Raw genomic sequence first — 14,391 nt, forward strand, 5'->3', positions numbered from 1 at the left:
CCACAGGCAACGAGGCTTCCATGAACGCAACCGCCCCCTATCTCGCCGACGAACCGAACACCATCCGCACCGCCGACAACACGCGCCTTTTCTACCGCGACTGGGGGCAGGGCACGCCGCTCGTCTTCCTCTCAGGCTGGACGCTCAATTCCGACATGTGGGCATACCAGATGGAACCGCTGTCGCGCCTCGATTGCCGCTGCATCGCGTACGACCGGCGCGGGCATGGCCGTTCGAGCGACCCCGGCCGCGGCTACGACTTCGACACGCTCGCCGACGATCTGGAAAGCGTGCTGAGCGCGCTCGATCTGAGCGGCGTCACGCTGGTCGCACATTCGATTGCAAGCGGTGAAGCGGTCCGCCACCTGACGCGTTACGGTTCGGCGCGCGTCGCCCGGGTCGCGTTCGTCGCGCCCGCGGCGACGCCGTATCTGCTGAAGACCGACGACAACCCGAACGGCATCGACGCCGCCTTGTTCGAGCAGGGCGGCCGCGCGCTGAGCCGCTCGTTTCCCGACTGGATCGAGGCGAATGCGGCGCCGTATTTCGGGCCCGGCGTGTCGCGCGCGCCGATGGACTGGACGATCCGCATGATGCTGCAAACCTCGCATCAGGCGATGCTCGAACTGGCCCGCGTGCAGACCATCACCGATTTTCGCGCGGAACTGGCGCGGATCGAGGTGCCGTCGCTGGTCCTGCATGGCGATCGCGATGCGTCGGCGCCGCTCGAACTGACCGGGCGGCCCACCGCCGCGCTAATACCCGGCGCGTCACTGCATGTCTACGAAGGCGCCGGTCACGGCTTTTACTTCACTCATGCGGAGAGGTTGAACCAGGATTTGCTGGCGTTCCTGGGCCGCCAGCCGGCTTAGGATCGACGGGCAACTGGTCTTCCACCGGCGCGTCGGCTTTGGTGGGGGCATCGGCGGCGTCGGCGGACGGCGCCGCAGCGGGCGGTTCGTCCTGCGTTGCGTTAGATGAGCCGGGTGCGTCTTTGTGCACGTCATCCGCTTCGATCCTGGCCGGTGCGCTTTCCGGATCCCACGTCAACAGATTGCGCTGGGGATTCGCGATCTCGATGCCGCGCTCCTGGAACTGGAACAGGATGCGCCGGTTGAATTCGCGCTGCACGCCCCAGCGCGCGCTGTCGCGGCACTGAATCTGGCCGGCCAGCGTGATGGCGGAGCCGTCGAGCGCATCGACGCCCCAGAAGCTGAAGTCCGACAGAATGCCGTCCTTGAACTTGTCGTCTTCGCGCAAGGCGGCGCCGATTTCCTTCAAGGTGTCGATGGCGAGATCGACATCCTGGCCGAACACGATGTTGACCTTCACCGCCGCATTGCCGATGCCGCGATTCGTGTTGTTCACCGTCGACACCGAACTGAACGGCACGGTGTAGAGCGAGCCGTCGCCGCCGCGCAGCCGCACGGTGCGGATCGACAGATATTCGACGGTGCCGGACACGCCCGCGAGCGTGACCCAGTCGCCGACCTGCATCGCGTTTTCCATCAACAGGAAAATGCCGGTGATGAAATCCTGCACCAGTTTCTGCGAGCCGAAACCGAGCGCCACGCCGAAGATACTCGCGCCCGCCAGCAGCGGCCCGATGTTCACGCCGAGTTCGCTCAAACCGGTCAACACCACTACCAGAGCGATCGCGCAGAAGAGCGCGCTGCGCAGCATCGGCAGCAGGGTGCGCAAGCGCGCGGCGCGCACCAGGTCGCCGCTGGTGGTCCAGCGGTCCAGCCGCTGTTCGACGGAGACATTGACGCCTTCCCACACCAGCAGCGCGATCACGGCGGCCACGCCGATCGTGATGATCGCCGATGCGAGCCGGTGCCCGATCGTGCCCGTACGGAACAGGTCGACCACATGCACGCCCCACACCTGCAATAGCGCGAGCGCGGTCACGATGCCGATGATCCACGCCACCGCCCGGCGCAGCAGCGGGTAATAGCGGTACGCGTGCTGATGCACGAGCGACTTCGTTGCGTCGTCCTGCACATTGAAGAGCCGGGCGAGCGCACCGAACACCACGATCGACACGACCCGCGCGCCCACCAGCACCGCCAGCGAAATGCCGCCGAGGTGCAGCAGCGTGTGATAACCGTTCTGCACGTCGAGCGCCCAGATGAACCACAGCGCCATCACGACGAACACGGTGGCCCACGCCCAGACTTCGGCGAAGACGTTGCCGAACATCTCCAGCGATTTGCGCTCGGCGACGCGCTTGCGGATCAGTTCACCGACCGGGGTCGCGCATTGCAGCACCAGGATCGAGATCATGACGTGGCCGGCGAGCGCGACCACTTTCATCAGGGCGAGATGCGCCGCGTCGTTCAGGCCGAGCGACTGCGCGATCTCCGCGACAGCGGAACCCGCGCCCACCACGCTGACGATCCGCACGACCCAGCGCTGCACGAAGGCGGCCCACGCATCGCTCATGCGCAGCAGGCGCAGACGCGGCGCGGCCGGTTGCAGGAAGAAACCGCTGACGATCACGATCACCCGGCACAGCACGTAGATGTCGACCAGCGAATCGAGCGCGCGGTCTTGCGGCGTGCCGTCGTCGGTGAAGATCGACATCAGCGCGCTCGCCGCGCCGACGAACACCACCAGCGGCAACAGCCGCAGCACCATCGTCAGGAGCGCGCGCGGCAGGCGGCGCAGGAGCGTCCAGTGATGTTTGGCGTTCTGTTTGCCTTTGGCTTCGGTGACCTTGCCTTTGGCCTTCGTGGCGGCCGAGGTGCCCGGCGGCACGGCCTCGGCTTGTGCCTGCGCCGCGCTTACCGGCGATGCCGGCGAAACGGGCAAGGGTGGCGCGGCGTTCGGCGCGTCGGCGGGTTGGGGCGCGACGTCGACGGGGAGGTCGGCGCGCGCGGCGTCGTCTTCGTCTTCCAGTTCGCGGCGCGCGGCCAGCGCCCGGTAGGCGCGACGCAGCAGGCGGCGCGCGAGCCATTCGAGCACGAGCGCGGGAATCAGCGCGGCCAGCAGCGACCAGGCGACGTGGCCGAGCACGGCGCGCGCTTGCGGGTTGGTCGATTGCCAGTTCCACCAGGCGCGGACCGATGCGACGTCGAGCAGCGCGGCGATCGAACTGCGCAACGACGTACCGAGGTGGACGGCCCAGTGTGCGCCCTGACGGGCCAGTTGCGAGGCGAGGCCGTTGGACTTGAACGCCGCCGGCACGAGCGCGGCGGCGCCGCTTGCCGCAGCGGGCGCCGAGGCGGCCGCGGGCGCGGAAGCGGGCGGCGCGCTCAGCGCGCCGGCGGCGGCGATGGCCTGCAGCGTGTCGGCGACTTGCGCGCGGCGCTTGGGATCATTGAGAACGGCGAGCGCCTGGCGGGCCTGCTCGGGCGTCAGCGTGACGCCGACGCCGGAAGCCGACGATGCGGGCGTGGCCGGCGCGGTGGCGGCGAAAACCGGCGCGGCGACGAAAGCGAGAAGGAAGAAAAGCCAGATTGGGAATAGTTTGCGCATAGGGTGTAAAGCGGGGGACAGATGCGGAAGGCTGGGCCGATACATACGGACAGGTTCGGCGGCGTGACCATGAACCGACACGCGTTGCGTCGCACAAGTTCCTTGGGCGGCCTTGGCGCGAGGTGCCGGAAAACCGGCAAGCCCCCGTGCGGCGGCATCTTGCGGTAGCAAAAAACCTGCCTGTCGGAAAGAGCCGCATTGTCCCATGCCGGCCGCGACGCGCCGGAATTCCCGCTCATCTCGCCTCTGCGAAGGAGCGCTTGCGCGATTGCAAACTTCTCTGCAATCGCACTCGCACCCGCTCCACCCGCGCAAATGCCGCTGCCGCCGCTACGACCACCGCCTCGCCATCACTCCGTCGCCGCCGTCATGCGCACCGGCGGCACACCCAAGGTGCCTTCCACGACTTCGGTGAAGGTGCGCTCCTCGCGCAGAATGAAGCGCTTCGTTTGGGCCAGCTTGAAATTGTCGCGTGCCTCGGCATCGGCGCGCAGTCTCACCCGATACGCTTCATAGGCCGCGAGACTGTCGAACGCGATCAAGCCCCACGCAATGTCGTTGGTTCCTTCGTGCGGTAGGAAATAGCCGATCAGATGGCCGCCGCAGCGCGGGATAATGCGACCCCAGTTGCGGGCGTACTCGTCGAAGGCATCGCGCTGAAACGGATCGATCTGATAGCGGATGAAGCAGGTAATTGCCATGTACAAGCTCCCGGTTTAGTCGAAGGTCGTGGTGTGAAGCACCGTGACTGCAGTATGGAGCGCGCCGGGCAGCGATGTTTCAGCGCGGTCTGAACTGTGGATGGGTGACCGTGCGCGAGGCGTGAATCAGGCGCCGCGCAGCTAACGCGGCCGTTGCGAGCGGATCGTCAAGAACGCAAGCGCCGCCCCGGCCAGCGCGCACAACGCCGACACCAGCGCCACCGCGCGCAATGCCGCGCCTAGGGCGTCGGCTTGTGCCCGCGCCACTTCGGGCTGCGTCCGTGTTGTATCCACGTTTGTGTGGACCGCGTCGGTTTCGGTGTGCGCCGCAGTCACATCTGCGCCGCTCAGTTTCCCTTCCGGCGCACCGGTCCCAGCGGCCGGCGACGCCGCGCCCGCATCCATGCCGATCTGCGCCAGGCTCGCCGCCTCGCGCGCTGCCTGCGGCACATGCAGCGCATCGAGCCGCGCGTCGAGTGCCGCGTCGTGCGACCACACGAACACGATTCCCAGCACCGCGATCGCCAGCAGGCTCGCCACCCGCGCCACCGCGTTGTTGATGCCCGAAGCGACGCCCGTGCGCGCGGCGGACACCGAGGTCATCACGGTCGTCGTCAGCGGCGCGACGGTGACGGTCATGCCGAGCCCGAGCACGGCCAGCGCAGGCAGAAAGCCGCGCCAGTAGTCGCCGCGTACCCACGGCAGCGCGAGCATCGCGAAGCCGGCCGCGGCGACGACCGGGCCCGCGGTCAGCAAGGCCCGCGCGCCGTAGCGGCTCGTCAGGCCGCCGGTGAAGCGCGACAGCAGGCCGATGATTACCGGCACCGGCAGCAACGCCGCGCCCGCCTGAGTCGCGCTGTACCCGTAAGCGCGGATGAGCGTGAACGGCAGGAAGAACAGCGCACCGCCCAAGCCGAAGTAGAGCAGCAGCGTGACGAGATTGGCGCCGACGAAGTCGCGTGAACGGAACACGTCGAGCGGCATCATCGGATTGCGGGTTCTCGCTTCGAGCGCGACGAAGGCGATCAGCACCAGCAGGCCGCCGAGGATCGACGCCAGCACCCAGCGGTCGCCGAAGCCGCGCGCCGAGGCAAGGGTCAGGCCGTAAGTCAGGGCGGCGAGTCCGGCGGTGGCCGTAGCCGCGCCCGGCCAGTCGAGTCCGGCCGCCGCGTGTCCGGTGGTCGCGCCGGCAAGCGTGGACGGATTTCCCTCATCGTCCTGCCGGCTATCCGGCACGGCCATGACCGCCAGCGCCACCGTTGCGCACGCAATCGGCACGTTCAGGAAGAAGATGGCTCGCCACGAAAACGCATCGACCAGCCAGCCGCCCGCCACCGGCCCGAGCGCCGAGGTGATCGCGCCGACGCCGGCCCAGGTGCCGATCGCCTGGCCGCGCTCCTTGTCGTCGAACACCGCGCCGATGATCGAGAGGCTGCTCGGCACCAGCAGCGCCGCGCCCACGCCTTGCACGGCGCGCGCCGCGATCAGGGCGGCGGCGCCCGGCGCGAGGCCGCAGCCGATCGAGGCCAGCGTGAACAGCCCGATTCCCGCGATGAACACCGTGCGCCGGCCGAGCTTGTCGCCGAGCGAGCCGCCCACCAGTACCAGCGCGCCGAGAAACAGCAGATAGGCGTCGACGACCCACTGGATCGCCGCCACGCTCGCGCCCAGTTCGCTCTGGATGGACGGCAACGCGACGTTGACCACGGAGCCGTCGATGAAGGCCATGCTCGAACCGAGGATGGTCGCGGCCAGCGCGAGTTTTTTACGCCGGCACGGGTGGACGAGATTGGTAGGTTGCGCGCGGATGACGAGCGCATCGCACGGGCTGGCCTGCGCGGGCAGCACGGACGGGGAACGGCGCTGTGGCGCCGGTGCGTGCGGGTCGGCCAAGTCCGCTCCCGGAGGATGGATGAACGGCCTTCAGCATAGCAATGCCGACGCATCGGCGAAAGGCGCGAGGGATGCGGGCGATGCTGCCGACGGATCGAGTCGCGCCATTGCGCGCCATGGTGCGCGTGGAGTGGCGGCGTGCGCAGCCCTTGACCTCCAGCCGGCGGGGTCCGCACCGGGCCCGCAAGAACAGGCAACGCGAAAGCCGACGCCGAACTTACCCGCTCACACCAGCGAAGGCGCCCGCCGCTCCGCCTCGCCATCGGCATCCGCTCCGCCGGCCGTGTTGGAAGCGCGCCCGGCCGCCGGCTCCTGATGCAGCCGGTTGGCGTGCATCAGCCGATACAGCGTGGCCCGCGAAATGCCGAGTTCGGCCGCCGCTTCGGACAACTTGTAGCCATGCCGCTGCAAAGCGTGTTCGATCGCGTCTTTCTCGGCCTTGCTGCGGATTTCCGCCAGCGTCACGGCCGGCCCGTTGTCGGCTTCCGGCAGACCCAGATCGCTGGCCGTGATAAAGCGGCCCTCGCTCATCACCACGGCGCGGCGCACGCAGTTGATCAGCTCGCGCACGTTGCCCGGCCACGGATAGTTCGACATGGCGACGATCGCATCGCTCGACAGGCCGCGCAGTTTGCGCGCGCCGTCCTGTTTGTACATGCTCAGTGCATAGTTGGCGAGCAGCTTGATGTCGCCGCCACGCTCGCGCAACGGCGGCTCGACCAGACGCAGCACGCATAGGCGGTGATACAGGTCGGAGCGGAAGCGCCCGTCTTCGACCGCCTTGTCCAGATCAACGTGGGTCGCCGAAATCACCCGCGCATTGACGTTGATCGGGCCGTTGCCGCCCAGCCGTTCGATCGTGCCTTCCTGCAGGAAGCGCAACAGGACCGCCTGGCATTCATGCGGCATATCGCCGATTTCATCGAGAAAGAGCGTGCCTTCGTGCGCGCTCTCGATCCGGCCGATCTTGCGCTGGAGCGCGCCGGTAAACGCGCCGCGTTCATGGCCGAACAGTTCGGCTTGCAGCAGGCTTGGCGGAATGGCCGCGCAATTGATCGCGACGAAGGGGCGGCCGGCGCGCGGCGAGCGTTCGTGAATCGCCTTGGCCGTCAGTTCCTTACCCGTGCCGGATTCGCCGGCGACGAACACCGGCGCGTCGGTCACGCCGCATTTGTCGATGCGCCGGTACAACTGCTGCATCGCCTCGCATTGTCCGACCATGCCGTGCCGGCCGGCCGAAGGCTCCGGCGCGACTTCCACATGCCGCAGGCTCGACAGGCCATGCGCATGGCCGAGCGCGAATACGAGCCGCTCGTTGAGCCACGGCCGCGTCACGAAGTCGAAGCAGTAGTCGAGGATGAAGCGGCTGACCAGTTCGTTTTCCGCCTGACCCGGAGCGATCTGGGCGACCCAGTTGGTTTCGACGCGCCGCATGCAGGACGCCAGCGCGGACAGATGTTGGGACGTGCAGTCGCCAGGCAGTTCGACCAGGCCGACCTTGATGTTGCCGCGCTCGAGCATACGCTCGGCGACGGCCGTGCTCTTGGCATGCACCGCTTGCCAGCCAGAAGCCGCCAGGAAAGCGGCGAGTTTCTGATCCGGCGAATTCGACACATACAGAACGGTGCGTTCCGTGTCGACAGGCGTGCAAGTCGTGTTCATGTTACCCCCGGTTTGATGCAACTCTCAGGACTGTTCTGCGACGTACGCGACAGACCGGCAAGACGCCGGCTTCCGGCCAACGGAGCCAGCCGGTCCGCTTGCGCGGGCCCGGACATGGATTGATCCACCGCTTTGGGGTTCTGCTCCTCCCAGCCCGGCGGTCACGATTCACGATAGCGGCAATCTCGGGGGGCATGGAGCAGGCGGCGCAAACCGCGAGGTGCTACATATCGGACGAATGGCGGAAACGGTGTTCACCGTTGTAACCGTCACGCGATCTTTTCCCCGAATCACTCAAACCGTTTTTAACCTCGTTGGCCTGATACAGGCGCTCTTGTTGGCGCATGGGCTTAACGATAAGCGAAACCGCATTGGAGCGCCATACAAACAAGTCTGGATTCAGAAACGTTTTTTACGATACGCCTATGTCCTTGCGGGTCAAAAATGTACGGTCAAGTCCTGCTATGCGTGGCATCCAACATAGCGCCTCAATTCGTTTTACGGCAAATGTCAAACGGAACTGTAGGTCGGGATTTGCCTTGTCTCACGCGTGCGACACATTGGGCATAGGTGCGTACGCCACCAGGTAGGGTTCCGAAGCGTCGGCCTATTTGCCGGGATGCGACGCAACGCCCGGCCACGCGTGGGACGTGCTGCCTGCCCGGCGTGCAGACGGCCGCGCATACCTTGCTACGGCGCATCGCAGGGCTCCAGAACACGTGTCGAATTCGAATCAACGCGTGCTGCGAAGGAGGCCCCAACCTAGTGCGCCGCAGCGACTATCACGGCGCCATAAGGGTTTGAGGGTGCATGGCATAGCCGTTGCAATATGCTCTGCACAGCGAAAGCTGGTGCCGCCCGGTCCCTGGGTTCAGGGAAGCCACAATAAGAAGAGACCGGCGGCAAAAAGACTTCGTAGGCGCGGCCGGGGAAGCCAATGCGTTCTACGAGGGTGCGGCGGGGCCACTGAAAAACAGATGTCATAAAAGAACGGCGCAATGGTCGGTACAACGTACCGGTCATTGCGACCGGACGATGTAAAGGTTGACCTCGCCACTTTTTCCGTCTGTTCCGGCGGATATGAAGGGGATGGCAAAACAACACGTACCGCGCTAGCGGAGTTGGCGAGCGAACGGTATGCACAACAACAAGAAAACAGCGAAAGAACAGCGACGGGGCAGCGCGCGGTCGAGGACCAACCGGGCGCGATGAAGCGGGGAGGAAAGGCCAGAGTCTCCATAGAGAGGCGGGGTTACGAGGTGGACCGGGCGCCGTGTCCGCGAAGTTGCGGACACGGCTCACCTGGACAGAGCAGTAGAAGAAGCACCTTTTTTTCGGGGGTTGTCATGACCAGACAGATCACCAAACCGGTCGGCGCAGCACGGTCGGATCGACAAACCACGACTCGCTCAGTGAGCGTCTCCTACCAACGGCATATCGCCGCGCCGCGTGCCTTGTTCGCCGCGCCGCCGGTCGATCTGACGACGCTGGTGATCGCCGAGGCGATCAGGCGCCGGGCGCAAGCGGAAATCCAGCGCGAGGCGCTGCGCGACTCGGTGTATGAAATGCCGGTGTCGCAGGAACGAAACTACGAACGCGGTGCGGACACTTACCCGTCCGATGCCGACGAATAAAAAGAACATTGACTGCTATCGAGGTGGCCTCGCCAACCGAACGGCGTCAGACCGGCGGAGAGCCGACATGATCGACATCTTCCTGATTTCATCCAGCCTGGAGCGTGCGCCGCAAATCGTCGCTCGCCTCGAAGCAAGCGGCGTGGCTTACCGGTTGCGGACCGCTCACGGCACGGCCCGGCAAGTGCGCTCGCACGACCGTGCGATTCGGAGCGCCGATATGCTGATCGTCGACGACGCCGATCTGGGCACACGCGATCTGGACGGCGTCGAGGAAGCGCTGGCTTGCACGCCGGCCCTGCATTGCGTGCTGATGACAGCGGCGCCGTCCACCGCTTTGCTGGGCGTCGCGATGCGCGTCGGCGTACGGCACGTGCTGTCGTGGCCGGCCGACGCGGACGAGATCAGCACCATTCTCATCCAGGCAGACGCGCGGAAAAACGCCGTGAGCCGCCGCGTCGGCCGCGTCGTCTCGCTTGCTTCGAGCAAGGGCGGCAGCGGCACCACGCTGATCGCCGTGAATCTTGCGTATTCGCTTGCCGCGCTGAGCAACCGGCGTGTGCTGCTGATCGACCTGAGCCAGCAATTCGGCGACGCCAGTCTGCTCATGGCCGACAAACCGCCGCCCACCACGCTTGCCGATCTCTGCTCCCAGGCGGAGCGCCTCGACGCCGCACTACTCGAATCATGCGTGATGCACGTCCACGCGAATCTCGATGTGCTGGCGGGTGCGGGCGATCCGCTCAAGGCTGCCGAACTGCTGCCCGCGCAGTTGGAGCGCATTCTCGCGCTGGCGCGCGAGCGCTATGACGCGGTGCTGATCGACGTCGGGCAGAGCCTGAATCCGATGACGATCCACGCGCTCGATCGCAGCGACGCGATCTGCATGGTGGTGCGTCAGAACCTGCTCTACCTGCACGGCGGGCGCCGCATGCTCGATATTTTCAGGGAACTGGGCTATCCGGCCAGCAAGGTGCGGGTGGTGGTGAATCACTACGACAAGAACGCCCAGATCAACCTGTCGAAGCTCGAACAGACGCTCGGCGCGAAGGTGGCGCATCAGCTTCCGCGCGACGACAAGCAGGCCAACGACGCGCTCAGCCGCGGTGTGCCGCTGGTGACGTCGGCGAGAGACAGCACGCTTGCGCAAGGCATCAGCCTGCTGGCGGACATGCTGTGGCCGTGCAGCGCCGAGCGCCGCAAAGGCGTGCTCGGCCGGCTGTTCGCGTCGCGGCCGAACGTGCCGCCGCAGCTCAAGCCGGGGCATTGAAACCATCCTGTCGAGCGGGACAGACTCGTTGGAAGCGAATCCGCACGTCCGTGGCCTGATCTGGACAGCGGACCCGTGCCGCTGCTACGCTGCCACACTGGCAGGCCGGCAGCCCGTGGCGTAGCCGGCTCGAATAATAATTCGCATATCGAAACGAGTCTGCAATGACATGGACCACTCCGCCGCCAGAGCGTCATGGCGAGCATTGTCCCGCGAAAAACAAGAGCGGTGAACCGGACAGTGCGGTGGCTCGCCACGACGCGCAGCCGCGCGCGATCACGGCGAGCGGCATGCGTGCGGCCTCGGTGGAAGTGCTCGCGCGTTGCGCCGCCGTGCTATCGCGCTTATCGATGCAAGGTGCGATTCCGCGTGATTCCCGGCGTGTTTTGACGGTGTATCGTGTCGATGTGGCCGGCTGGATGCGCGGCCCGTCTGCCTACTTTCCAGCGCGCCCTTGAGCGCGGCATCGCCCATGCAAAACGAGTCCAGCGGTCTCAACGATATCGCGTCGATCCTGTCCAATCCGATCCTCAACACGGATTCGTACAAGGCGTCGCACTACCTGCAATATCCGCCCGAAGCGTCGGCGATGTTTTCATACATCGAATCGCGCGGCGGGCGCTACGACCGCACGCTGTTCTTCGGCCTGCAGATGCTGATCAAGGAATATCTGTGCCGCCCCATCACGCCGGCCATGATCGAGCAAGCCAAGGCGTTTTTCACGGCGCACGGCGAGCCGTTCAACGAAGCGGGCTGGCGCTACATCGTCGAACATCACGGCGGCTATCTGCCGGTGCGCATCCGCGCGGTGCCTGAAGGCTCGGTCGTGCCGACGCACAACGTGCTCGTCACGGTGGAATGCGACGACCCGCAGGTGTTCTGGCTGGCGTCGTATCTGGAGACCATGCTGCTGCGCGTGTGGTATCCGATTACGGTCGCGACGCAAAGCTGGCATCTGCGCGAGACGATCCGCGTCTATCTGCTCAAGAGCAGCGACGACCTCGCGCAGTTGCCGTTCAAGCTGCACGACTTCGGCGCGCGTGGCGTGTCGAGCGCGGAGTCGGCGGCGATCGGCGGCGCGGCGCATCTTGTCAGCTTCATGGGCTCGGATACCGTGCTCGGCGTGGTCGCGGCGAACCACTACTACAACGAGACGATGGCGGCGTTTTCCGTGCCGGCGGCGGAACACAGCACGATCACCTCGTGGGGCCGCGAGCGCGAAACCGACGCGTTTCGCAACATGATCGCGCGCTTCGGCAAGCCGGGCGCGATCGTGTCGGTGGTGTCCGACTCCTACGATCTGTTCGCCGCGCTGAACGCCTGGGGCACGGAGTTGAAGCAGGCCGTGCTCGACTCCGGCGGCACGCTGGTGATCCGGCCCGACTCCGGCGATCCGCAAACCATCGTGCTGCAAACGCTGCGGGCATTGGAGGCGTCGTTCGGATCGGTGGTGAACGGCAAAGGGCGGCGCGTGCTCAACAACGTGCGGGTGATCCAGGGCGACGGCGTCAATCCCGATTCGATCGAAGCGATTCTCGCCGCCATGGACCAAGCCGGTTTCGCCGCGGACAACATCGTGTTCGGCATGGGCGGCGCGCTATTGCAGCAGATCAATCGCGACACGCAGCGCTTCGCGATGAAATGTTCGGCGATCCGGTTAGGCGACGAGTGGCACGACGTGCTCAAGGACCCGGTCACGGACGCAGGGAAGCGCTCGATGAAGGGCCGGCTAACGCTGCTGAAGAATCGCCACACGGGCGAGTATCGAACGACGACGCTGCCCGTTGCCGTAGAAGGCGATTGGGAAGAAGCGTTGGTGACCGTGTTCGATTCCGGCAAGCTGCTGGTCGATATGTCGCTTGCCGAAATCAGGAGCCGCGCACACGCGCACGAAGGCTAATGCGCCGCATTGCTCGCCGGCCATACCGCAACGCCCGAAGCGCGGATATCGATGCGGCACGGTGCGCCTTCGCGCAGGAGGTTATCTTCATTGGCAATGTCGAAGCGGACGCCGGCGATATTCACGCGGACATAGCGCTCGCCGCGTCGTAGTTCGACTGCGTCGACCACACCGGCATGCGTGCCGTCCTGCTCGACAACAATCGCATGTGACGATACGCGCCACATGACGCGCTCGCCGGCGCGCAAATCGAGCCCACTGTCGCCGGTTCCGATCACGAAGCCCGGCGCGATCTCGAGCTGGCCCGACGCGCTCATCACGCCTTCGCCGACGTTATGCAAGCCGAGCAGGCCGGCCACGCGCATCGACGCCGGCCGTTCGAACACCGCGTCGATAAACCCCGCTTGCAACACGCGGCCCTGTTCGACCACCAGCACTTCATCAGCCAGCAACGCAGCTTCGTCCGGATCGTGCGTGACGATGATCGTCACCGCGGCGATCTCGCGCTGCAAAGCGCGCAACGACTGCTGCAGGCGGCGCCGACGCGGCGTATCCAGCGCGGCGAACGGCTCGTCGAACAGCAGCAGTTCGCTATGCCGTGTCAGCGCGCGGGCAAGCGCGACGCGCTGCCGCTGGCCAAACGACAGTTGATGCGGCAGTCGCGCGACCAGTTGCGCGAGACCCAGGTGATCGAGCCAGTAACGCGCGCTCGCCGGATCGGCATCGACGGGAAAGGCCAGTTGCTGCGCGACCGTCATGTGCGGAAACAGGCCGTAGTCTTGCGGCATATAACCGATCTGCCGACGCTCCGGCGGCAGCGTATTCAACGGCGTCGCGCCGAGCGTCACGTTGCTCGTCGCGTTGGATTCGAGTCCCGCGATCAGACGCAGCGCCAGCGACTTACCCGAACCCGACGGTCCGATGATCGCGAGGCGCCGCGTGGCCGGCGTCCATGCGAGGTCGAGATCGAATGCGCCCAGTTGTCGTTGCAAATGGAAAGCGAGGCGCAGGTCCGCTGTTTCGCTGCCATTCGAAGCCGTCAGATTTGCGCCCGGTTCGAGCGCGTCGTCGCCGTGTTCGGTCTGCTCGAGCGTGGTCTTTTGCCGAAGGCTATAAATCGACAAAGCCGCGCAGACGATCGCGATGGCGAGCGTCGGCAGCAGCAGGGGCATCATCGCCGGCAGCCCCTGGCCGCCGAATACGACGTACGTATAGACCGGCAACGAATACGGGTGATAGGCGACCATCACGGTCGCGCCGAATTCGCCGAATGCGCGCAGCCACGCGAGCGCGAGTCCCGCGCGAATCGCCGGCCACGCGACTGGCAGCATGACGCGGAAAAAGCGGCTGCCGGCGTGATGGCCGAGCGTCGCGGCGACGTCGTCGAGCACCGGATCGACGGCGGTAAACGCGGACTTGGCGGCAATGATCAGAAAGGGCGCGGCGACGAAGACTTCCGCGAGCACGATGCCGGCGAACGAATCCGTCAGCACGCCGTTGGTGAAGCGGCCGACCCAGCTATACGGGCCGAGCAGAAACAGCAGCAGCACGCCGCTGGTGAGCGGCGGCAGCGCCAGCGGCAACTGCACGACAAAGCCGAGCAGCGCCACCTTGCGCGACTGTGAACGCGCGAGGAAATAGCCGAGCGGCACGCCGCCCAGCAGAATCGCGAGCGAGGCCACGCTGGCGCTTGCGGCCGAGATACCGACCGCCGACCATGTCGCGCGCCAGTCGACGTTCGCCCAGTCCGCCGCGCCGAGTTGCGGCACGCTCGCGACAAACGGAGCGCACAGATAGACGGCCAGCAGCGCCGCCAGCCACAGCAGCGGACGCGCCGCGGTACGTTTCACC

The 14,391-nt window shown here is 66.1% G+C and carries 10 protein-coding genes; 5 read left to right on the forward strand and 5 right to left on the reverse strand.

Annotation, left to right across the window (positions count from 1 at the left end):
* Positions 1–20 precede the first annotated feature (20 nt).
* A complete protein-coding gene (locus tag PQR54_RS07175; protein ID WP_408244699.1) occupies positions 21–872 on the forward strand; it encodes an alpha/beta fold hydrolase in 852 nt (283 codons plus the stop codon).
* Here the strand turns inward: PQR54_RS07175 and PQR54_RS07180 are convergent.
* From PQR54_RS07180 to PQR54_RS07195, 4 genes are all read right to left on the reverse strand, one after another.
* Entirely contained in the window at positions 811–3,480 is a 2,670-nt protein-coding gene (locus tag PQR54_RS07180; protein ID WP_408244700.1) for a mechanosensitive ion channel family protein, read from the reverse strand. The two genes, PQR54_RS07175 and PQR54_RS07180, sit on opposite strands and share 62 nt — an antisense overlap.
* 350 nt (positions 3,481–3,830) lie before the next feature.
* Entirely contained in the window at positions 3,831–4,181 is a 351-nt protein-coding gene (locus PQR54_RS07185) for an NIPSNAP family protein (protein ID WP_408244701.1), read from the reverse strand.
* A gap of 141 nt (positions 4,182–4,322) precedes the next feature.
* The gene (locus PQR54_RS07190; protein WP_408244702.1) at positions 4,323–6,074 is read right to left on the reverse strand and encodes an MFS transporter; all 1,752 of its coding nucleotides are present in this window, start codon (positions 6,072–6,074) and stop codon (positions 4,323–4,325) included.
* Positions 6,075–6,299: 225 nt separating this feature from the next.
* Positions 6,300–7,736, reverse strand: a complete 1,437-nt coding sequence (locus PQR54_RS07195) for a sigma 54-interacting transcriptional regulator (protein WP_408244703.1) — start codon at positions 7,734–7,736, stop codon at positions 6,300–6,302.
* Between the two features lie 1,346 nt (positions 7,737–9,082).
* Here PQR54_RS07195 and PQR54_RS07200 point away from each other — a divergent pair.
* The 4 genes from PQR54_RS07200 (at position 9,083) to PQR54_RS07215 (ending at position 12,540) form a co-directional block, all read left to right on the forward strand.
* Positions 9,083–9,370, forward strand: coding sequence for a hypothetical protein (locus tag PQR54_RS07200; RefSeq protein ID WP_408244704.1), 288 nt, complete (start codon positions 9,083–9,085; stop codon positions 9,368–9,370).
* Between the two features lie 67 nt (positions 9,371–9,437).
* On the forward strand, positions 9,438–10,640 hold the full coding sequence (locus PQR54_RS07205; protein WP_408244705.1) for a CpaE/TadZ family protein: 1,203 nt from the start codon (positions 9,438–9,440) through the stop codon (positions 10,638–10,640).
* A 164-nt stretch (positions 10,641–10,804) separates the two neighbouring features.
* A complete protein-coding gene (locus tag PQR54_RS07210; RefSeq protein WP_408244706.1) occupies positions 10,805–11,098 on the forward strand; it encodes a hypothetical protein in 294 nt (97 codons plus the stop codon).
* A 14-nt stretch (positions 11,099–11,112) separates the two neighbouring features.
* Positions 11,113–12,540, forward strand: coding sequence for a nicotinate phosphoribosyltransferase (locus PQR54_RS07215; RefSeq protein WP_408244707.1), 1,428 nt, complete (start codon positions 11,113–11,115; stop codon positions 12,538–12,540).
* Here PQR54_RS07215 and PQR54_RS07220 read toward each other — a convergent pair.
* Positions 12,537–14,390, reverse strand: a complete 1,854-nt coding sequence (locus tag PQR54_RS07220) for an ABC transporter ATP-binding protein/permease (RefSeq protein WP_408244708.1) — start codon at positions 14,388–14,390, stop codon at positions 12,537–12,539. The two genes, PQR54_RS07215 and PQR54_RS07220, sit on opposite strands and share 4 nt — an antisense overlap.
* Position 14,391: the final 1 nt, after the last annotated feature.

The organism is Paraburkholderia phytofirmans, assembly GCF_046028095.1.
Classification (GTDB): Bacteria; Pseudomonadota; Gammaproteobacteria; order Burkholderiales; family Burkholderiaceae; genus Paraburkholderia; species Paraburkholderia phytofirmans_A.